Source organism: Streptomyces atratus, from assembly GCF_900119365.1.
Lineage (GTDB): Bacteria > Actinomycetota > Actinomycetes > Streptomycetales > Streptomycetaceae > Streptomyces > Streptomyces atratus_B.
Genome location: NZ_FPJO01000054.1, coordinates 1 through 19,419 on the forward strand (window position 1 = coordinate 1; position 19,419 = coordinate 19,419).

At 67.5% G+C, this 19,419-nt stretch carries 15 protein-coding genes, 3 pseudogenes and 1 riboswitch; of the genes and pseudogenes, 15 read left to right on the forward strand and 3 right to left on the reverse strand.

The features are described from left to right. Positions 1 to 285: 285 nt before the first annotated feature. Positions 286 to 1,551 (reverse strand): IS701 family transposase, encoded by a 1,266-nt coding sequence (locus tag BT364_RS37470; protein WP_107408406.1) that lies wholly within the window; start codon positions 1,549 to 1,551, stop codon positions 286 to 288. A gap of 395 nt (positions 1,552 to 1,946) precedes the next feature. After that, positions 1,947 to 3,419: a PucR family transcriptional regulator gene (locus BT364_RS37480; protein WP_079179846.1), complete on the reverse strand. Its 1,473-nt coding sequence runs from the start codon at positions 3,417 to 3,419 to the stop codon at positions 1,947 to 1,949. Positions 3,420 to 3,593: 174 nt separating this feature from the next. On the opposite strand from BT364_RS37480, the gene BT364_RS41235 reads away from it, so the two are divergent. From BT364_RS41235 to BT364_RS37545, 15 genes and pseudogenes are all read left to right on the forward strand, one after another. Then, positions 3,594 to 3,839 carry a hypothetical protein gene (locus BT364_RS41235; protein ID WP_143166617.1) on the forward strand — a complete coding sequence of 82 codons (246 nt, stop codon included), beginning with the start codon at positions 3,594 to 3,596 and terminating at the stop codon, positions 3,837 to 3,839. Between the two features lie 54 nt (positions 3,840 to 3,893). Further along, a riboswitch (glycine riboswitch) is annotated at positions 3,894 to 3,989 on the forward strand. 154 nt (positions 3,990 to 4,143) lie between these two features. Next, entirely contained in the window at positions 4,144 to 4,416 is a 273-nt protein-coding gene (locus tag BT364_RS37485; protein WP_072489610.1) for a hypothetical protein, read from the forward strand. Further along, a pseudogene (locus BT364_RS43805) lies at positions 4,347 to 5,032 on the forward strand (glycine dehydrogenase (aminomethyl-transferring)); the annotation flags it as partial. The gene BT364_RS37485 and the pseudogene BT364_RS43805, both read left to right, overlap by 70 nt. Before the next feature lie 27 nt (positions 5,033 to 5,059). After that, positions 5,060 to 6,172, forward strand: a complete 1,113-nt coding sequence (gene gcvT, locus BT364_RS37490; protein WP_079179847.1) for a glycine cleavage system aminomethyltransferase GcvT — start codon at positions 5,060 to 5,062, stop codon at positions 6,170 to 6,172. After that, positions 6,169 to 6,543, forward strand: a complete 375-nt coding sequence (gene gcvH, locus BT364_RS37495; RefSeq protein ID WP_072489612.1) for a glycine cleavage system protein GcvH — start codon at positions 6,169 to 6,171, stop codon at positions 6,541 to 6,543. The genes gcvT and gcvH overlap by 4 nt, the downstream gene beginning before the upstream one ends. Before the next feature lies 1 nt (position 6,544). Continuing rightward, a pseudogene (locus tag BT364_RS37500) lies at positions 6,545 to 6,744 on the forward strand (serine hydroxymethyltransferase); the annotation flags it as partial. Positions 6,745 to 7,118: 374 nt separating this feature from the next. Then, complete coding sequence (locus tag BT364_RS37505; protein ID WP_072489613.1) at positions 7,119 to 9,482, forward strand: SpoIIE family protein phosphatase; 2,364 nt, start codon at positions 7,119 to 7,121, stop codon at positions 9,480 to 9,482. Positions 9,483 to 9,916: 434 nt separating this feature from the next. Further along, on the forward strand, positions 9,917 to 11,626 hold the full coding sequence (locus BT364_RS37510; RefSeq protein ID WP_256260407.1) for a GMC family oxidoreductase: 1,710 nt from the start codon (positions 9,917 to 9,919) through the stop codon (positions 11,624 to 11,626). Positions 11,627 to 11,636: 10 nt separating this feature from the next. Further along, positions 11,637 to 12,029, forward strand: coding sequence for a gluconate 2-dehydrogenase subunit 3 family protein (locus tag BT364_RS37515; protein WP_072489615.1), 393 nt, complete (start codon positions 11,637 to 11,639; stop codon positions 12,027 to 12,029). 24 nt (positions 12,030 to 12,053) lie between these two features. Next, entirely contained in the window at positions 12,054 to 13,553 is a 1,500-nt protein-coding gene (locus BT364_RS37520; RefSeq protein ID WP_072489616.1) for an aminobutyraldehyde dehydrogenase, read from the forward strand. After that, positions 13,550 to 15,001, forward strand: coding sequence for a purine-cytosine permease family protein (locus BT364_RS37525; RefSeq protein ID WP_072489617.1), 1,452 nt, complete (start codon positions 13,550 to 13,552; stop codon positions 14,999 to 15,001). The genes BT364_RS37520 and BT364_RS37525 overlap by 4 nt, the downstream gene beginning before the upstream one ends. Before the next feature lie 96 nt (positions 15,002 to 15,097). Beyond that, on the forward strand, positions 15,098 to 16,087 hold the full coding sequence (gene speB / locus BT364_RS37530) for an agmatinase (RefSeq protein WP_079179848.1): 990 nt from the start codon (positions 15,098 to 15,100) through the stop codon (positions 16,085 to 16,087). A gap of 506 nt (positions 16,088 to 16,593) precedes the next feature. Further along, positions 16,594 to 17,379 (forward strand): electron transfer flavoprotein subunit beta/FixA family protein, encoded by a 786-nt coding sequence (locus BT364_RS37535; protein ID WP_072489619.1) that lies wholly within the window; start codon positions 16,594 to 16,596, stop codon positions 17,377 to 17,379. A gap of 53 nt (positions 17,380 to 17,432) precedes the next feature. After that, positions 17,433 to 18,395: an electron transfer flavoprotein subunit alpha/FixB family protein gene (locus BT364_RS37540; protein ID WP_072489620.1), complete on the forward strand. Its 963-nt coding sequence runs from the start codon at positions 17,433 to 17,435 to the stop codon at positions 18,393 to 18,395. A 206-nt stretch (positions 18,396 to 18,601) separates the two neighbouring features. Then, positions 18,602 to 18,730, forward strand: a pseudogene (locus BT364_RS37545) (undecaprenyl-diphosphatase); the annotation flags it as partial. A 50-nt stretch (positions 18,731 to 18,780) separates the two neighbouring features. Here the strand turns inward: BT364_RS37545 and BT364_RS43810 are convergent. Beyond that, entirely contained in the window at positions 18,781 to 19,056 is a 276-nt protein-coding gene (locus tag BT364_RS43810; RefSeq protein WP_256260408.1) for a DUF6087 family protein, read from the reverse strand. Between the last annotated feature and the right edge of the window lie 363 nt (positions 19,057 to 19,419).

Consider the following 19,419-nt stretch of genomic DNA (forward strand, 5'->3'; position numbering starts at 1 on the left):
TGAACCCCCGTCGTGGTCAACCGAACCAACTCTTCACGATCAGCCGCGGTCAGCACCACCGGCCTCTTCTGCGAACCCATCACACCAGCCCTGTCCGGCAGAAAGGAAGGAGAATCTGCCAGACACCAACCTCCCAACCAAACAACCCATAACTAAGCAGCGACACGCTACTAGTAGTGCTTGGTCAGGTCGGTATTGGGGCGGGTATGTCGCGGTGGCAGGTGGGGCAGGCGCCGGTCCAGACCGCGAGCAGGGTCTGCAGTTCGCGGACGACTTGGTAGAGGCTCAGGCCGGCGCCGCGTCTTTTGGGGCCCGGGCCAGCCGCTGCAGGGTGCAGAAGGCGTGCGCGGCGGACACGAGGGTGACGTGGTGATGCCAGCCGCCCCAGGTCCGGCCTTCGAAGTGGGCCAGGCCCAGGGCCTGCTTCATCTCCCGGTAGTCGTGTTCGATGCGCCAGCGGAGCTTGGCGAGCCGGACCAGTGTGGTCAGTGGGGTGTCGGCGGGTAGGTCGGACAGCCAGAACTGGACCGGCTCGCTCTCGCCGGCCGGCCACTCGGCCAGCAGCCAGCACTCGGGCAGTTCCGGGCCGTCGGTGGCCTGGCGGATCTCGTGTCCGGCGGGCCGGATCCGCAAGGCAACGAAGCGGGAGTACATCCGCTTGCGGCCGGAGCGGCCCGTGCCGGGCCGGGAGCCCTCCCGCCACTGGACCGGCCGTGCGGCTTTGCAGCCCGCCGCGATGACCAGCTCCTTCACCGACCGGGCAGGAGTGGGGTACTTCGGCGCCGGCGGCCGTCCGGTCCCGGAGTACGGCTCGCACGTCGGCACCGCGTCGCCTGGCTGGGCCGACATGGTGGTGGAGATTCCCACCACGTAGCGCATGCCGCGGGCGTTCAGGCCGAGCCGGAAGGCCGCGGCGTCGCCGTATCCGGCGTCCGCGATGACCAAGGGCACCTCGATCCCCCACGAGCGGACCTCATCGGCCATGTCCAGAGCGAGCTGCCACTTCTCTACGTGTCCGACGTCCTCGGGGATGCCGCAGGCAGTGCGGCGGGCGACCTTGTCCAGGGCCGCTTTCGGCGAGGCGGGATCCCAGGTCTGGGGCAGGAACAGCCGCCAGTCGACCGCCGCCGAGGCATGGTCGGAGGCCAGGTGCAGCGAGACGCCCACCTGGCAGTTGGTGACCTTGCCCGCCGTTCCGGTGTACTGCCGCGACACACACGCCGAGGCGTTGCCGTCCTTGAGGAAGCCGGTGTCGTCGAAGACCAGCGCGGTCGGCCGGATAGCCGCTTCCACCTTCCATGCCAGCTTCGCCCGGATATGGGACGGATCCCACGGGCTGGTCGTGAGGAAGTGAGCCAGCGCCTGCCGGTTCCCGTCCTCGCCGAGCCGGGCGGCCATCGGCTCGACCGACTTGCGCCGCCCGTCGGTCAGTAGCCCTCGCAGGTAGACCTGCCTCCACCGGCGCTGGTCGTTGCGCGCGAACGGCTCGAACATCTCCGCCGCGAAGTCCTCCAACTCACCACGCACCACAGCAATCTCGTCCGGAGTCACACTTCATCAACGCCACACCGAATCTGAAAGACACGCACCGCCACAGCCAACCTGACCAGGCACTACTAGATGCAATACCGGTGACTTTGATGGTGCTGGCTCGTTGATTTGGTGTGCCAAGGCCCGGACAGTTGAACGGTACCAACCACGTCCTGCGAGCCGATCGCGCCTGCAGAAGTGTCGAGCGCGAGCAGTATCCGTGCCCGTCTGATCACCGAGGCCGGATGAACCCCCGTCGTGGTCAACCGAACCAACTCTTCACGATCAGCCGCGGTCAGCACCACCGGCCTCTTCTGCGAACCCATCACACCAGCCCTGTCTGGCAGAACGGAAGGAGAATCTGCCAGACACCAACCTCCCAACCAAACAACCCATAACTAAGTAGCGACACGCTACTAGACGGAATTCAGGGCAAGCCAGAGGGCGGCCAGATCTCCCGTGTCGGAGATCTGCCTCCCGGTCAGCTGCTCGATCCGCCGAACGCGGTAGAGCACAGTCTGCCGGTGGACATGCAGGGCCTCGGCGGTGCGCTGCCAGGACCTGCCGTTCTTGAGGAACGCCCGCAGGGTTGCCAGCAGCTCGCCGGACTGCGCGGACGGAAGTTGGAGAACAGGGCCCAGTACGCGATCGACGAGGGCCCGGGCCTCTGCCGGGTTGCGTGGGCCGAGAAGCGGATCGGCATCGGCGTACCGTAGCAGTGGGATGTCCTGCTCCTTTGCGGTGTCGAGCGCCCAAGTGGCCTCCCGCACCGCGTCGACGAGGCGGTCGGCGCGGATGATCAGGTCGCTGACACCTGCTTGGCCGCCCGGCCCGAGCGCCTGCATCAGCACCTGCACGGCCGCGTCGGGCAGCACCGTGAGTGACGTGGCGCCGCGGTGCACGGTGGCGTGCTTGACGGCAGAGCGCCACAGGCTGAGGTGCAGGCTTTTGAGCAGTTCCGGGTCGTCGTTGCTTGCCGCCACGCAGACTGCGTCCTCGACCGGGACGCCGAGTTCTGCCAGCTGGCGCCGGGAAACCTCCGGCGCCAGCTGCGCATCGAGGATCTGCAGCAAAAGCTCCGCACCGGTCCTGCGGTCGTGTTCGATGGTCAGGCGGACCTGGGAAAGCGCCAGCGCACACACCGTCGCGGCGTGCTGCTGCAGCAGCGCGTCCGGCTGCCCGGTCGGCTCAGAGAGGGCGACGAGGACCGCGTCCGGGTGGGTGGGGATGTCGACCAGGAGCGCGCGACGGTCTTGGTGGAGAGGGACCGCGATGACGCCGGCCCGCAGCTTTCCGCGACCCTCGGTCACAGCGATGCGGATGTCTTCCGGGAGCGGGGCGCTTCCCGGATACCAGTCGTGGCCGGTCGCCCGGTCGCACACCCGGATGTCGCAGCCGAGCTCGCGGGACAGGGCGCTCGTGAGCATGGTGAGCCCGGAGCCGTGCGAGGTGATTTGCTGCAGCGCGTGGTAGATCCGTTCGGTCCGGATCAGGCGCTGGGACTGTTCCAGGAGGGTCGCCTCGGCGACGGCGCGGGAGATCGCAACGAACGGCATGGGATAGGCGACCCAGATCACCGGGAAACCGAGCTGTTCGCTGGTTTGCGTCAGCCGCTTGGTCAGAGGCGGAGCGTACATCTGCTCGGCGATGGCCAGTGCGGCGGCACCGTGCTCTGCCAGCTGCCGGACAAGTTCCTCCTGCCCGGACGCGCTCCGGGGGATTGGCATGCCGTTGGTCATGAGCAGCTCGCCGCCGGCCACCCAGCGCCACGGCTCGGGCAGGTCGGTCGTGTGCGTCCACGTGATAGGCCGTTCCAGCGCGCTGGCCCCCGAGTGAAGTCTCAGGCGCAGGTGCGACATCTCGAGCAGCTCGCCCACTGTGATGGACATGGGATCACGCTACGACGGGGCCTGGCCGTTTGTACAGCAGCGTTATTCAAATGCACAGTCATGGGCGAGAACTTTGAGCGGTGGGGGCCTTCGTTACGCACCTCGCAGCGGCGTACACCTGGGTGAACATCCCACAACACATTCCCCGGCCTTCCCGAGCCAAGGATTCTCTCCATGACTGCTCGACCGCAGTACCCCCATAGACGATGCGCCGGTGATGCGCTGCCACAAGAAACCGCCTACTCCTCGGGCGGACCGTTCATCGACGGCTACGCGAGCGCGATCGCCCGTGTCGCCTTCACGACACCCACGCCGGAGTCGCCGCGCCGGCTGCTCAGCAAGGGCCGTCCCGACGACGTCGGCCGGTCGATCAAGAAGGTCTATGGCCCTGGGTACGGCATGGCAGACCCCGGCCCTTGACAGCCCCGCCACCTGACCTTCGGTCGGGCTCGACAACTCAAATACCGCGCTGTCCGAACCGAAGCGGGAGAGCCCTCGCCCATCTTTGGCGAGGCGCCGAAAGAGCAACTCTCCCCAGAATCTCTCAGGTACAACTACCGCTTCGGCCAGGCGACTCCGGAAAGACAGGACGTCGCGTCCTGCGCCCACGGTGCAAACCGCCGAACCCCCGGTGGTGAAGCTCTCGGGTACCGATGACAGACCGGGGAGGTCCACCCGTCCACGACGCCGCACCCGCGGTGCCTCCGCAAGGGAGCCTCCCAGCATGACCTCACCCGGTTCCTCCGCGCCCGGAGAGTTCGCCATCCATCACATCGAGGGCAGCGACGCCGACCGCGCCGCGATGCTGACCGAAGTCGGCTACCCGACGCTGGCCGCCCTCGTCAACGCCGCCGCTCCGAGCGGCGTCCGGAGTACCTCCGACCTGAATCTGCCCGCCGCCCCCGAGGCCGCGGCGCGCGCCGAGCTGCGCCGTATCTGCCCACTCACCCAATGCACTCCTGCACCACGCGCCGCGACGGGACCGGGGGGTCGGTGAGCGCCGCACCGTCCGGTAGCGCCGGCATCCTGCCGATCCTGTGGGCACACATCCGGATGAGGGGCGCGGAGGGACTGACCGAGGCGACCCGGGCGGCCGTGCTCGGCGCCAACCACCTCGCCCACCGATTCGCGGCGCTTTTCCCGTCCTGACGCCGGAATGACCGGCCTCGTCGCCCATGAGTGCATCCTCGACGTACGCCCGATCACCGCCGCCACGGGTGTGACAGTCGACGACATCGCCGAGCGGCTCATCGGCTACGGCTTCCACGCACCGACCATGAGCTTCCCGGTCCCCTGAACGCTGATGGTAGAGCCGACGGAGAGAGAGCCTGCAGGAGCCGGACCGCTTCTGCGAGGCGACGATTACGATCCGCTCGGAGATCGACTTTTGGGCAAGGGCGTCTGGCCCCTCGAAAAGAGTCCGCTGCGACGGGCTCCGCACACCGCAGCCGCGACCGCCGGCGAGTGACCAGGCCTACTCGCGCGAGCAAGCCGTCTTCCCGGCGGGCGTCACGCCCCACAAGTACTGGGCGCCGGTCGGCCGAATCGACCAGGCGCACGGCGACCGCAACCTGGTCTGCGCCTGCCCGCCCCCCGAATCCTTCGAGTCGTGACCCACCGATCATGCTTTGAGAGACCACATGTCCAAGAAGACTCCCTTGCACGACATCCACACCGAGCTCGGTGCGTCGTTCACAGACTTCGCCGGCTGGTCCATGCCGCTGCGCTACACCTCCGAACTGGCCGAGCACCACGCCATACGAACCACCGCCGGAATCACCGACCTCACCCACATGGGTGAGATCGAGCTGTCCGGTCCCGAGGTGGGCCGGGCCCTCGACCACGCGCTGGTCGGGGAGCCGTCGAAGATCGCCGTCGGCCGCGCGCGCTACTCCCTGCTGGTCCACGAGACCGGTGGAGTGCTCGACAACCTCCTCGTCCACCGCTTGGCCGAGCAGAGGTACCTCGTCGTGGCCAACGCCGCCAACGCGCAGATCGTGCTCTCGCAGCTACGTGAACGGATCGACGGTTACGCAGCTGCGATCCGGGACGCGTCCGGCGAGTGGGCACTGATCGCAGTGCAGGGCCCGACGTCACCGGCGATCGTCAGTGAACTGGCCGGCGCCGATGTGCCGGCGCTGAAGTACTACGCGATCGCCCCGACGCTGCTGGCGTACCGCGACGTGCTGCTCGCTCGCACCGGCTACACCGGCCAGGACGGTTTCGAAATCTACTGCTCCCCCCGTGACGCGGCGGCCGTCTGGCGGGCCGTCAGCGCGGCGGGCGCCCGGCACGGATTGGTCCCGTGCGGCCTGGCCTGCCGAGACACGCTGCGCGCCGAGGCCGGTATGCCGCTGTACGGCCGGGAACTCACCGTCCGCGCCACGCCGTTCGACTCAGGACTCGGCCGAGTCACCGCGTTCGGCAAACTAGACGGATCCGTCGGCGAGGCCGCCCTGGCTGCCCGTCGTGACGAGGCGCCGACCCGCGTGCTGGCCGGTCTGGCCTCGACCTGTCCACGGGCTCCGCGCACGGGCTCCGCCGTATTCGACCCGGAAACCGGCGAGCGCATCGGCGAGATCACCTCGGGCGCCCTGTCGCTCACCGGTGGCGACGGCCTGCCTGCAGGCCGGAGCGGACCCGGCACGAACACACTCGTCGACATCCGCGGCAGTCAGCAGGACGCCGAGGCGTCCCGCTTCCCACCACAGCCGCCAGGCCTGACCACTTCACAGGAGAGAGACAGATCATGAGCCCGACCACCGGCCTGAAGTACACCCGTGACCACGAGTGGATCGCGACCGACGGCGACCTGTCGACCGTCGGTGTCACCGGTCACGCGGCCGACGCGCTCGGTGACGTCGTCTACCTCGACCTGCCGGCCGTCGGCACGACGATCAAAGCCGGCGACGCGTGCGGAGAGATCGAGTCGACCAAGTCCGTGAGCGACCTGTTCGCTCCTGCGGACGGAGAAGTCACGGAGATCAACGAAGCTGCGGTCGCCGCACCCGGGCTGGTCAACACCGACCCGTTCGGAACGGGCTGGCTGTTCCGGATGCGGATCACCGGCACGCCGGACCTGATGGACGCCACCGCCTACGCTGCTCTCATCGAAGGAGCCTGAGATATCCGTGCTGAACCGTCGGCCCGCCGATGTCGACCCTGACGTGTACGCCGCAATACGCGCCGAGCTCGAGCATCAGCAGAGCACACTGGAGATGATCGCGAGTGAGAACTTCGTACCGGTGGCGGTGATGGAAATACAGGCTCCGTCCTGACCAATAAGTACGCCGAGGGCTACCCGGGCCGCCGCTGCTACGGCGGCTGATTGGGGATACTGCGACCGCAGCGCCAGCGTCGCGATCACAGCGAGCGATGGACGCTTACCGGGGTGGACTCACTGACCGTCCATGACTGCAATCCTTCCGAGGCGCGGGACGCCATGTCCCCTCGGTCGGAGCCCGGCCACAGATTCGATCTCACCCTCTCGTATCCAGCCCCGGCCGGCCTCGCCCCCGCGGTCAGCGGCTTCCTCATTACAGCACCCGATAGCATCGTCAAAAGTCAGCAGTCCGATGATCGATTGCGGGACCGCCTCTCCATGCGGTGAACTTTGACATGATCTCCCCTTGGGCGCAGTCTGTAGTAGATCTGTCTTTTTGCGCGGTCTTGCCGTCCGAGGACGCTCAGTAGGTTTCCATGAGTTTCAGAGATACGAGGTTGGATGGCTGCGGGCCTTTCAATGCCGCTCCGTCGGCGACCGCGGTGCTGGACGCCCGGGGAACGGTCACTGGGTGGAGCCCGGCAGCCGAGGAGCTGTTCGGCTATGCGTCGAAGGAAGCGCTTGGCATTCCTGTCGGCGACCTTCTGGGGGACACTGGGAGGGCGGCGCCTCAGCAGGAACCTGGAAACGTATATACAGTTCGCTCGGTGCTTCATCGGGACGGCCACAAGGTACGGGTCGCGCTGCTGCTCAGCCCGCTGGAGCAGGACGGGGGCGCTCCCGCCTGGCTGCTGTCGGCCGTCAGCGCGGCCCGCCTCGAGCAGTGGGCCAGCGATCAGGCGCTGCTGAGCGGTCTGAGCGATCAGTCGTCTATCGCGATCACCCTCTACGATACGCAAGGCCGGTTCGAGTGGATCAATACTGCCGTCGAGAAGCAGTTCGGCTTGATGTTGGAGGACTGCGTCGGTCGGCATGTAACCGATGTCGAGCCTCATGGCGAGATCCTTGTCGAGAACGGTGAAGGAGTTCCGGCACCGGGGCTGCAGAGGCTCATCGAGCGAGTCGTACAGACTGGGGAACCCGTCACCGACGTCCGCTACCGCACCCCGATCCCGGCCGACCCGCATCACGATCACGTCTGGTCCTTCACCTACTTCCAGCTGCAGGACTACGAGGGACGGCCGCTGGGCGTGTGTGAAGCAGGGCTCGACATCACGGACCGTTACGTGGCCAGGCAACGCCTAGCACTGCTGAGCGGAGCCAGCGGCAGAATCGGCGGGACTCTCGACATGGGGCGTGCCGCCGATAACCTGGCCGATCTGGCCGTTCCGGAGTTCGCGGACCTCGTCCAGGTGGACCTCCTCGAACCTGTGCTCCGCGGTGAAGAACCTGGTCCCTCGACGGATGGCACCACACGCGACCTGCGGCGGGTGGCGGAACGGCTGGCGGACCACGAGCTTCCCGCGGCGGCAGCGGCAGCGGCAGCGGCATCGCCTCGTCCAATCGAATATGCACCCGATTCGCCGCAGTCGCGCTGCCTTGCCGAAGGGCGTTCGGTCACCAGCGACCAGGTCGTGGTCGTTCCGCTGCAGGCCCGGGGAACCGTGCTGGGCCTGGCGACGTTTGCAAGGGTCCCGCCGCGGGACCCTTTCGACCCCGAGGAGATCGCCCTCGCGGAGGAACTGGTCTGCCGGACCGCAGTGAGTGTGGATAACGGACGCCGCTACGCTCGAGAGCGCGCGACCGCGCTGACACTGCAGCACGATCTGCTCCCTCATCGCCTAGCGCGGCATGCAGCCGTGGAGGCCGCTCACCGCTACCTTCCCGCGGCCGGACCCCTGGGAGTGGGCGGGGACTGGTACGACGTCATCCCGCTCTCCGGGGAACGGGTCGGCCTGGTCGTCGGGGACGTCGCCGGTCATGGCCTGCGTGCCGCCGCCACCATGGGTCGGATGCGGACCACTGTGAGGGCGCTCGCGGCAATGGACTTCGCACCGGATGAGCTGCTCGCCCGGCTCGATGACCTGGTCGCGCAGTCCCTGGGGGGTGAGGATGACCAGGCCCTTGTGACCTGCCTCTACGCCATCTACGACCCGGTCGAGCGGCACTGCGTCATGGCCCGGGCCGGCCACCTGCCCCCCATAGTGGTGGCTCCTGACGGCCGCGTGGAAATCCTCGACCTGCCCACTGGCCCACCGCTCGGCCTGGGCGGCCTGCCGTTCGAATCCGTCGGATTCGACCTCCCCGAGGACAGTCTTCTGGCCCTGTTCACCGACGGCCTGGTGGAGACCCGCGACCGGGACATCGACATCGGACTGAACGAACTGTGCGACGCACTGTCCCTGCCAGGCCGACAGCTGGAAGAGACCTGTGACAGTGTGATGCGCGCTGTTCTGCCGAAGTCTCCAGAAGACGACGCCGCCCTGCTCCTGGTCAGGGTCCATGCGCTGAGCGACGACCAGGTGGCAAGCTGGGACCTTCCCGCTGTTCCCGCAGAAGTCGCCAGGTTCCGCGCCCTGGCGGTCCAGAAGCTGGCTGAGTGGGGACACAGCGAGGCGGCGTTCGTCATCGAGCTGGTGGTGAGCGAGTTGGTCACCAACGCGATCCGGTACGGCGGCGCTCCCATGCGGCTGCGGCTCATTCGGGACCGCAGCCTGATCTGCGAGGTATCGGACGGGGGCCACACCTCCCCGCACCTGCTGCGGGCCGCGCAGGAGGACGAGGGCGGCCGCGGACTGTTCCTCGTCGCCCAGCTTATGGAACGCTGGGGCACCCGCTATACACCACACGGCAAGACGATCTGGGCCGAAATGCCGATTGATGCCCGAACCCGCAGCTGACCCCGCCCTGCTGCGCCCCGAAGCTGCCGGCGGGCAGCCGGGCTGGTGTGCGCGGCGTGCCGCCCGCCCTGATCACGGTCTCGCCCGCACAGCCGCTACATCCCGCTGCTGAGCGCGTTGACACAAAGCGGGCTGGCCCTGGCCGGCCGTGCCGGAGCGGGTGGCCGCTGTCCCGGGAGTACGGGTGGGACGCGACATGCTGCTTTCGCCACGCCCTCCGCAGGCCAACCCGCCCCTGGCGCCCCTGGCCACCGCAGGCCTGCTCATGCCTTCCTACGCGTCCACGGTGACGTGGCCGGGCCCCGCCTCGGATATGGAAGGTTGTGCATTCGCTCAAACCTGACTTTTCATTTGTGGTGGATGAACATGGAGTTCTCAAGGCGGCCCGGAGCATTCTGGGTGCGGGTCGTTCGATCCCCTGGTCCGGCAGGCACATGAGAGTCGACCGGACCGGAAGGTCCACCGATGCGGGGCGAATGTGTCCGCAGCGGGCTGAACAAGCGGGAGAGCTAGTGGTGAACACGCAGCATGATCACGAGGATGCGGATGTGCTCATCGTAGGTGCCGGCGCCTCCGGTGGGGTTGCGGCCCTGGAACTGGCCAGCCGTGGGTTTCGTGTGGTCTGTTTGGAGCAGGGCGACTGGGCTCTTCCCGATGACTTCACGGGCGGCAAGCCCGAGTGGGAGCTGACCCGCCTCAAGCAGTGGCACCCCAGTCCGAATGTGCGCGGGCGGAAGAGCGACTACCCGGTCGACACCAAGGAGAGCCCGATTGAGCCGTTGATGTTCAACGGCGTGGGTGGCAGCACCATCCTGTTCTCCGGACATTGGGTCCGGGCAATGCCCTCCGACTTCCGGGTCCGGACCCTCGACGGGGTCGCGGATGACTGGCCGTTCACCTACGAGGACCTGCGGCCGTTCTACGACGAGGTCACTCACCATATCGGCGCGTCCGGACTCGAAGGCGACCCGGCTTACCCGGACGCGCACACGTTCCCGTTGCCGCCGATGCCGATCGGCAAGTACGGCCTCGCCGCGGCGAAGGGCATGGACAAGCTCGGCTGGCACTGGTGGCCCGCCCCGAACGCCATCGCGTCGCGCAAGTTCAAGAACCGGCCCGCGTGCCAGCGGTATGGCGCCTGCGAGTCGGGATGCCCGACCGGAGCGAAGGCGAGCACCGACTTCACGCACTGGCGCGACGCGATCGCCGCGGGTGCTGTGCTGGTGACCGGGGCCCGGGTACGGCAGCTCACGGTCGACAACCGAGGTCTGGTGACCGGTGCCGAGTACGTCGACCGCGCGGGAGTCGTGCGCCACCAGGCCGCAGGTGTGACCGTGCTGGCCGCCAACGGGATCGGCACCCCGCGACTGCTGCTCAACTCGGCCTCCGCCCAGTTCCCCGACGGTCTGGCGAACTCCTCCGGGCTGGTCGGCAAGCGGCTCATGGTGCATCCCTACGCCTCGGTGTACGGGGCCTACGAAAACGAGCTCGAGACCTGGCTCGGCCCGACCGGGCAGGCACTGCAATCGATGCAGTTCTACGAGACCGACACCAGCCGCGGCTTCGTGCGCGGGGCGAAATGGAACCTGATGCCGACCGGCGGCCCGCTCACCCACACCCTGTGGGAGCCGGGCGAGAACTGGCGCGACGCCTTCGGGTCCGCCTTCCACCCCCGGTGGCAGTCGACCTTCGGCCGGTACACCGAGTGGGGGATCACCACCGATGACCTGCCCGAGGAGCACAACGAGGTCGTCCTGCATCCGGACGCGGTGGACTCCGATGGCATCCCGGTGCCCAGGATTCGCTACACCATCAGCGAGAACACGAAACGCATGCTCAAGTTCCACGTCGACCGGGCGGTCGAGGCCCATTTGGCCGCGGGCGCGACCTCGGTGCACCCCGTCCCCGTTGTCCGGGAAAGCGGCTGGCACCTCCTGGGCACCACGCGCATGGGCCCCGATCCCGCCACTTCCGTCGTCGACGAGTACGGGCGAGCGCACGACGTGCCGAACCTTTTCGTCATTGACGGGAGCGTGTTCGTCACCTCGACCGGCGTCAACCCGACCGCGACCATCATGGCCGTCGCGCTGCGGTCGATGCGCCACCTCGCCGAAAACCGCCACAACCAGCCCGCTGCCGACTGAGGACCTCGTGATGCTCGAGACCGAACAGCGACGCACCTTCGCCGCACTCATCGACGTACTGATTCCCGCGTCCGATCGGATGCCCTCGGCCACCGCCGCGGGTGTGGCGGATGCGCTGCTCGACCAAGTGCTCGGCTACCGGCCGGACCTGGCCGAACCGTTCGCCGAGGCAGTCGCCCAGTGCACGGGCAAGGATCCGGAAGCCGCTCTGGACGCGCTCGCCGAGCAGCAGCCCGAGCAGTTCCAGGCCCTCACTTTGTTGACCGCCGGCGCCTATTTCCTGAGTCCCCAGGTGAAGGCCGCGCTGGCCTACGACCCTCCTCCGCGCACGGTCAACGACGACGTCGACTCCTACATCGACATGCTGGCCGACGTCGTCGACCGCGGCTTCACGATCCGCTGAGCTCCACGAGTGAAGGATTCCAAGATGATCGAGGCCCATACGCAGATCCCGCCGGCCGGTGCGGAGACCGTGGTGCTGAGGCACTTCGTCGACGGTGCCTGCTGGGAGGGCACCGGGACGGAGACGCAACCGGTGTTCAACCCCGCGACGGGACAGCTGATCGCGCATGCCCTGCGCGGCACGCCTGCCGATGTCGACAAGGCGGTGGCCGCCGCCAAGGCGGCGTTGCCCGGCTGGCGGCAGCGGACACCGAAGGACCGCGCCGACGCGCTGCTCAGGGCCGCGGCAATGCTGGAAGCCAACGCCGAGGAGCTGGCGCACCTGGAGTCGGTCAACACCGGCAAGCCGATCCCGCTGGCCCGCGAGGATGTCGCCGGGACGATCGACACGCTGCAGTTCATGGCTGGTGCGGTCCGGACGCAGCTGAGTCTTAGCGCCGGAGAGTATGTCGCCGGCCACACGTCGATGATCGTGCGGGAGCCGGTCGGGGTGGTGGCCGCCATCACGCCGTGGAACTACCCCCTGCTCACGGCGGCATGGAAGATCGCGCCGATCCTGGCGGTCGGGAACACTTGCGTATTGAAGCCGTCGGACCAGACACCGCTGACCGCCCTGCGCACGGCCGAGCTTCTTGCCGAGGTGTTTCCCCCTGGGGTGCTCAACGTCGTCACTGGTGCCGGATCGGTGGTCGGCGAGGCACTCGCGACCCACCCGGATGTCGCCCTGGTGTCGGTGACGGGCAGCGTGCGCAGCGGACAGGCGGTGGCCAGCGCGGCCGCGACCACACTCAAGCGCGTGCACCTCGAGCTCGGCGGTAAGGCACCGGTCATCGTGTTCGCGGACGCCGACCTGGACGCGGTCGCCGAAGGCATCCGGTTCGCCGGATTCGGCAACTCGGGCCAGGACTGCGGCGCGGCCTGCCGGATCCTCGTGGAGCAGTCCGTCCACGACGAACTGCTGAAGCGTCTCGTGCTCCAGGTGGAGTCGCTGGTCGTAGGCGACCCGGCGGACGGGGACCACATCGAGATGGGACCGCTCGTCTCGAAGACCCACCGCGACAGCGTGCTCGGCTTCCTCGACCGTGCCATCGCGGAAGGAGCGCGGGCGGCGACGGGCGGGAAGGCTCCGGAAGGCGACGGTTACTTCGTGCTTCCGACGGTGCTGGTGGACCTCCCGGACGGTGCCGAGGCCACGCGTGAGGAGATTTTCGGCCCCGTGGTCACGGTGGAGACCTTCACCGACGAGGATGCCGTGGTCGAGGCGGCCAATCGCACCGCCTACGGGCTGTCCGCCTCGGTCTGGACCGAGGACGCCCGTCGCGCCGCCGATCTGCCCGGGCGGCTGGACTTCGGCACCGTGTGGGTCAACGACCATCTCGCATTCGCCACCGAAATGCCGTGGGGCGGGTTCAAATCCTCCGGCTACGGGCGCGACCTGTCGACGTATGCGCTCGATGACTACTCGCGTACCAAGCACGTCATGTTCAACCATGCTCGCCGCGCCGACGAGAGGGAACAGACATGACCGAGCAACCGACTGGTCGGCGCAAGCCCACCTCCAGCATCGAGTCGGAAACGATCCAACCTATCCCGCTCGACCAACGGCATGGCACAAATCGGGACATGTTCACGATCTGGTTCGGCACGAACATTATGATCCTTTCGGTTGTCACCGGAGGGCTTGCCACCACACTGTTCGGCCAACCGGCCTGGTCCGCCGCGCTGGGGATCATCGTCGGAAACCTCTTCGGCGCGATCTTCATGGCGCTGCACTCCGCCCAGGGACCGCGACTCGGGGTCCCGCAAATGGTCCAGACAAAGGGGCAGTTCGGCTCCTGGGGTTCACTGCTGATCGTCCTGATCGTGGTCGTCATGTACCTCGGGTTCTTCATCTCGATCCTGGTCTTCGGAGGACAGTCGCTGGCGTCGGTGATTCCGCACCTGAGCGGCAAGGCCGGCATCGTGCTGCTCGCGGCGGCCAGCATCGCGGCCACCATCTGGGGCTACAGTCTGATCCACGCCTATGCGCGGATCATGACCTACGCCTCGGGTGCCGTCCTGCTCCTGGCGTTCGTCTGGGCGTTCGTCGTCCACCCGGTGCCACACACCTTCTTCGGCACCGGTCACTTCACACTGGCCGGGTTCATGAGCACCGTGTCGGTGGCCGCGGTCTGGCAGATCGCCTACGCGCCATACGTCTCGGACTACTCCCGTTACATGCCGGCCAAGACCGGCTCAAAACCGGCGTTCTGGATGAGCTACTGGGGCACCAGCATCGGCTCGATCCTGCCCATGTTCCTGGGCGCGGGCATCGGTCTGCTCCTGCCCGGCGCGGACCCCATCACTGCCCTGACCAAGGCAACCGCCGGGATCAGCCTTCTGGTCATTTCCGTCTTCAGCATCGGGGTCGCCGCGACGAACGCGATGAACCTGTACTGCGGCACCCTGTGCACGATCACGATCGCGCAGACCATCATGCCGCGCTTCACAGCTCGCAGCCGCTCGCGTGCGGTGGTCGCGAGCGGACTGTGCACGATCGCGCTCACCGTAGCCCTCACCTCCGGAAGCGACTTCGTCGCCACCTACAACAATTTCCTCACCCTGCTGCTCGGCTCCCTGGTCCCGTGGACCGCGGTCAACCTGGTCGACTTCTACCTGGTGCGCCACGGTGACTACGCCGTCGAGGACTTCTTCAAGCGCGACGGCGGCCGCTACGGCCGGGTGAACTGGCCCGCCGTGCTCTGCTACCTGGTCGGTGTCGCGGCGCAGATCCCGTTCATGATCATCGGGACCGTCTACACCGGCCCGATCGCCAAGGCGCTCGGCAACACCGACATCTCCTTCATCGCCGGCCTGCTCGTCGTCTCGCCGCTCTACTACCTCACAGTGAAGGCAGTGGCCCGGCTGCGGAAGTCAGCCGTGGTCGTCGAGAAGGCCCCCGCGCTCGTCCGCGGCGGCGAGACCGGAGCCTGAGCACAGCCGGAGCCCGAACACGGGGTGAGCCGGGCCATCGGACCGGCTCACCCTCGACGACCGCCACCATCTTGATCCTTGATCGGAGTCCTCATCATGAGCGACCACAAGCCACTCGGTGCCCTCGAAGCCACCGTGGTTCCACGCTTCGCCGGCCCCGGCACTTTCGCCCGGCTCCCCCTCATCGACGCCGTCCCCGACTACGACATCGCGGTACTCGGCGTCCCTTTCGACGGCGGTACGTCGTACCGGCCGGGCGCCCGGTTCGGCCCGATGGGCATCCGGCAAGCGTCCCGGCACCTGCGGCCGCGGTTCCACGTCGAGCTCGACACGGCGCCCTTGGAGACGGTCCAGGTCGTAGACGCCGGTGACGTGCCGTGCACGCCGTACTCTATCGACGAGGCGGTGGGCCAGATCGAGAGGTTCGCCCGCGAGGTCGTCGGTCAGGGGGACCGGCGCCTGGTGACGCTCGGCGGTGACCACACCGTCGCGCTGCCGATGCTGCGCGCGGCACGGGACAAGTACGGTCCCATCGCCCTGATCCACTTCGACGCCCACCTCGACACCTGGGACACCTACTTCAAGGCCCCGACCACCCATGGCACGGTGTTCCGCCGCGCGTTCGAGGAGGGCCTGCTCGCCGAGGAGAAGTCGATACACATCGGCATCCGCGGTCCCATCTACGACCGCCTCGACCTCATCGACGACGCCTCGTTCGGCTTCAGGATCATCCGGGCCGGAGACCTCGACGTCCTGGGCATCGGCGGGGCCGTCGATATCGTGCGGCAGCGGGTGGGTGACGCCCCGGTCTACCTCTCGATCGACATCGACGTGCTCGACCCCGCCTTCGCGCCGGGCACGGGCACGCCGGAAATGGGCGGGTTCACCGGCCGCGAGCTGCTGCACCTGCTTCGCCGGCTCGATGGACTCAACATCATCGGGGGCGATGTGGTCGAGACGGCACCGGCGTACGACAACGCCGAGATCACCTGTCTTGCGGCCGCCACGGTGGCCTTCGATCTCATCACCCTGATGAGCAAGACCAATATGCGCACTCCTGACCGGTCGGCTGCCGCCACGGCCTGACGTTGATGGCGCAGTGCTGGGAGTGTTGGCTGGGCGACCGCCAGTCGCACGGGTACACCCCTCAAAGGGACTCCGGCCCTCCGTGGCCGCCTGCGCCCCCATCGTCAATCCACTGCTCAGTGTGTTCCCGGCTTGAGCACATCCGAGGGATCTACCCCTGCTTACTGCTCCAGGGGTGGTCATGGCGCTTATGGCAATCCCGCGTCACCACTCGACGCGGCCAACCACCCCCTTGCCCTGCGGGTATGACGAGGTGTCATGACGATCCACCCGATGCCACCAGCACCAGCCCCCTCTGCTGCGCGTCAACGCAGGAGTCGTACCTCCGAGCGGTCGGCTTCCTGCCAAGGCCCATCCCGACACGAGGAGGACACTGCCCAGAGCCAATCCGCTCAGCCTTGACGTGCCGGAGCCGGACGCGTCCCGACGGGCACATCCGTCCTCGGCGGAGCACCACCGGGCGGGGGCGTCAGCAAGCCGACGACCGAACAAGCAGGAGAAACATCATGAGTCTGAAGATTGTTGTGTGTCTGAAGTACGTGCCCGACGCCACTGGCGACCGGCACTTCGCCGATGACCTGACCGTCGACCGCGACGACGTGGACGGTCTGCTCTCCGAGCTGGACGAGTACGCGGTCGAGCAGGCCCTGCAGATCGCGGAGAACGCGGACGACGCCGAAGTCACCGTGCTGACGGTCGGCCCCGAGGACGCCAAGGACGCGCTTCGCAAGGCCCTGTCGATGGGTGCCGACAAGGCGGTCCACGTCGAGGACGATGACCTGCACGGCACCGACGCCATCGGCACCTCCCTGGTGCTGGCCAAGGCGATCGAGAAGGCCGGTTTCGACCTGGTCGTCTCCGGCATGGCCTCCACCGACGGCACCATGGGTGTCGTACCGGCCCTGGTCGCCGAGCGCCTGGGCGTCCCGCAGGTCACCCTGCTGTCCGAGGTGTCGGTCGAGGACGGCAGGGTCAGGGGCCGCCGCGACGGCGACGCCGCCTCCCAGCAGCTTCAGGCCTCGCTCCCGGCGCTCGTCTCCGTCACCGACCAGTCGGGCGAGGCGCGCTACCCGTCCTTCAAGGGCATCATGGCGGCGAAGAAGAAGCCGGTGGAGTCCTGGGACCTGTCCGACCTGGACATCGAGGCCGAGGAGGTTGGTCTCGAGGGTGCGTTCACCAAGGTCGAGGCCGCGAACGAGCGCCCGGCGCGCACGGCCGGCAGCATCGTCAAGGACGAGGGCGAGGGCGGCAAGCAGCTCGCTGAGTTCCTCGCGAGCCAGAAGTTCATATAAGGGTTCGTCCCCGCTGACCGTCCCTCAACTTCGTTAGGCAGGAGAGCAATCCCATGGCTGAAGTCCTCATCTACGTCGATCACGTGGACGGTGCCGTCCGCAAGCCCACCCTGGAGCTTTTGACGCTGGCCCGCCGCATCGGCGAGCCCGTCGCCGTCGCGCTGGGCAACGGCGCCGCCTACACCGCCGACACGCTCGCCGAGTACGGCGCGGTGAAGGTACTGACCCACGACGCGTCCGAGTACGCCGAGTACCTGGTCGTGCCGAGGGTGGACGCCCTGCAGGCCGCCCACGAGGCCGTCTCCCCGGCCGCCGTGCTGGTCCCGTCCTCCGCCGAGGGCAAGGAGATCGCCGCCCGTCTGGCGCTGCGCATCGGCTCCGGCATCATCACCGACGCCGTCGACCTCGAGGCCGGTGACGAGGGTCCGGTCGCCACCCAGTCGGTGTTCGCCGCGTCATTCACCACCAAGTCCCGCGTCAGCAAGGGCATCCCGGTCATCACGATCAAGCCCAACTCGGCCGCCGTCGAAGCCGCCCCGGCCGCAGGTGTGGTCGAGGCCTTGTCCGTGACCTTCTCCGACCAGGTGACCGGCACCAAGATCACCGGCCGTACGCCGCGTGAGTCGACGGGCCGTCCGGAGCTGACCGAGGCCGCGATCGTGGTCTCCGGCGGCCGTGGCGTGAACGGTGCGGAGAACTTCTCGATCATCGAGGCGCTCGCCGACCAGCTCGGCGCGGCCGTCGGTGCCTCGCGTGCCGCCGTGGACGTCGGCTGGTACCCGCACACCAACCAGGTCGGCCAGACCGGCAAGTCGGTCTCGCCGCAGCTGTACATCGCCAACGGCATCTCCGGCGCGATCCAGCATCGCGCCGGCATGCAGACCTCGAAGACCATCGTGGCCGTCAACAAGGACGCCGAGGCCCCGATCTTCGAGCTGGTGGACTACGGCGTGGTCGGCGATCTCTTCGACGTCGTCCCGCAGCTGACTGAGGAGATCAAGGCCCGCAAGAAATGAACCCGAGTTGAGCGAAACGGTGGGGGCGGGTCTCACACGGTCGCGATGCCCGGGTCGCTCACGCCGGTCCCGCCGGATGCAGATGCGGGGGGAGCGGTTCGTTGTGACGCTGGATCCCGAATGGCTGCCAGTGTCTCCCACTTCCCTCCCAGTCGATCTTGATGGATGAATGAAAGCCCAGGTCAAGGCAGCGGGGAGCGCTCCTGTTCGTGAAGTTCATCACGGCCGAGAGCTTCATGCCGTCCGTCATCTACCGGATCATTCTGGGCATTTTGCTCATTGCCCTGGTCGGCGCGGGAGTCCTGAGCCCGAACGCAGGCGAGTCTGCCGGGTGATTCACTCTCCACGTCTATTCCGATCTAGCGCTTTCTAGCGTTCCCGTGCGTCATGATCGTCTCCCACTCGTCTCCCAGCCTTCTCCCACTTTTCTCCTACGCAGGAGCCGGGGAGACAGGCAGCACGGTCGTGCGCTATCGCAAAGTCGGGGAGCAATAAGGAGGGCCCGCAAGCCGTCCCACTCCAGTCTCCCGCGCGGCGTGCCCGGGTCGACGTGACCGCCCCGCGCGGAGCCTTCGCCGAGAGGCACAGTTCTACGCGCGCCGGGCGCGGGTCGGTGCGCGTCACGGCGTTCAGCCCATTCGTCCAACGGCTCGTCGTTCACGAGGCCCCCTTCCCTGCTTCGCGTAACACTTAGCCTCAATACCGTTTAGTTAGTGGTCTCGAGTGGTGATGTGGGGGTTGTGTTTGGGTTGGGGCCAGTGTGTGTGGTGGGAGCGTTTCGCGGCCCATTTCAGGACCTTGCGTTTGACGACTCGCGGGTGTGAGCGTTTTCGGCGTGGTGGGTTGAGGTGTTGGGCGAGCCATCGGATGGCGTGATGCCAGAGCGTGTCGGCCGTGTCAGTGCCCGGAGGGGGAAAATGCGCTCTGCGTGACTGAACGGCGAGCGATGCGGAGGGCTTTGACGAAGGAGACTCTGTCGGGGTCCTGGCCGGTGTGCGCGGCGGTGTCAGCCATCAGAGTACGG

Bases quoted from the DNA above. Each gene is read 5' to 3' on its own strand.
- BT364_RS37480 (WP_079179846.1), bottom strand. From the start codon at position 3,419: ATGTCCATCACAGTGGGCGAGCTGCTCGAGATGTCGCACCTGCGCCTG.
- BT364_RS41235 (WP_143166617.1), top strand. From the start codon at position 3,594: ATGACTGCTCGACCGCAGTACCCCCATAGACGATGCGCCGGTGATGCG.
- BT364_RS37485 (WP_072489610.1), top strand. From the start codon at position 4,144: ATGACCTCACCCGGTTCCTCCGCGCCCGGAGAGTTCGCCATCCATCAC.
- gcvT (WP_079179847.1), top strand. From the start codon at position 5,060: ATGTCCAAGAAGACTCCCTTGCACGACATCCACACCGAGCTCGGTGCG.
- gcvH (WP_072489612.1), top strand. From the start codon at position 6,169: ATGAGCCCGACCACCGGCCTGAAGTACACCCGTGACCACGAGTGGATC.
- BT364_RS37505 (WP_072489613.1), top strand. From the start codon at position 7,119: ATGAGTTTCAGAGATACGAGGTTGGATGGCTGCGGGCCTTTCAATGCC.
- BT364_RS37510 (WP_256260407.1), top strand. From the start codon at position 9,917: ATGAGAGTCGACCGGACCGGAAGGTCCACCGATGCGGGGCGAATGTGT.
- BT364_RS37515 (WP_072489615.1), top strand. From the start codon at position 11,637: ATGCTCGAGACCGAACAGCGACGCACCTTCGCCGCACTCATCGACGTA.
- BT364_RS37520 (WP_072489616.1), top strand. From the start codon at position 12,054: ATGATCGAGGCCCATACGCAGATCCCGCCGGCCGGTGCGGAGACCGTG.
- BT364_RS37525 (WP_072489617.1), top strand. From the start codon at position 13,550: ATGACCGAGCAACCGACTGGTCGGCGCAAGCCCACCTCCAGCATCGAG.
- speB (WP_079179848.1), top strand. From the start codon at position 15,098: ATGAGCGACCACAAGCCACTCGGTGCCCTCGAAGCCACCGTGGTTCCA.
- BT364_RS37535 (WP_072489619.1), top strand. From the start codon at position 16,594: ATGAGTCTGAAGATTGTTGTGTGTCTGAAGTACGTGCCCGACGCCACT.
- BT364_RS37540 (WP_072489620.1), top strand. From the start codon at position 17,433: ATGGCTGAAGTCCTCATCTACGTCGATCACGTGGACGGTGCCGTCCGC.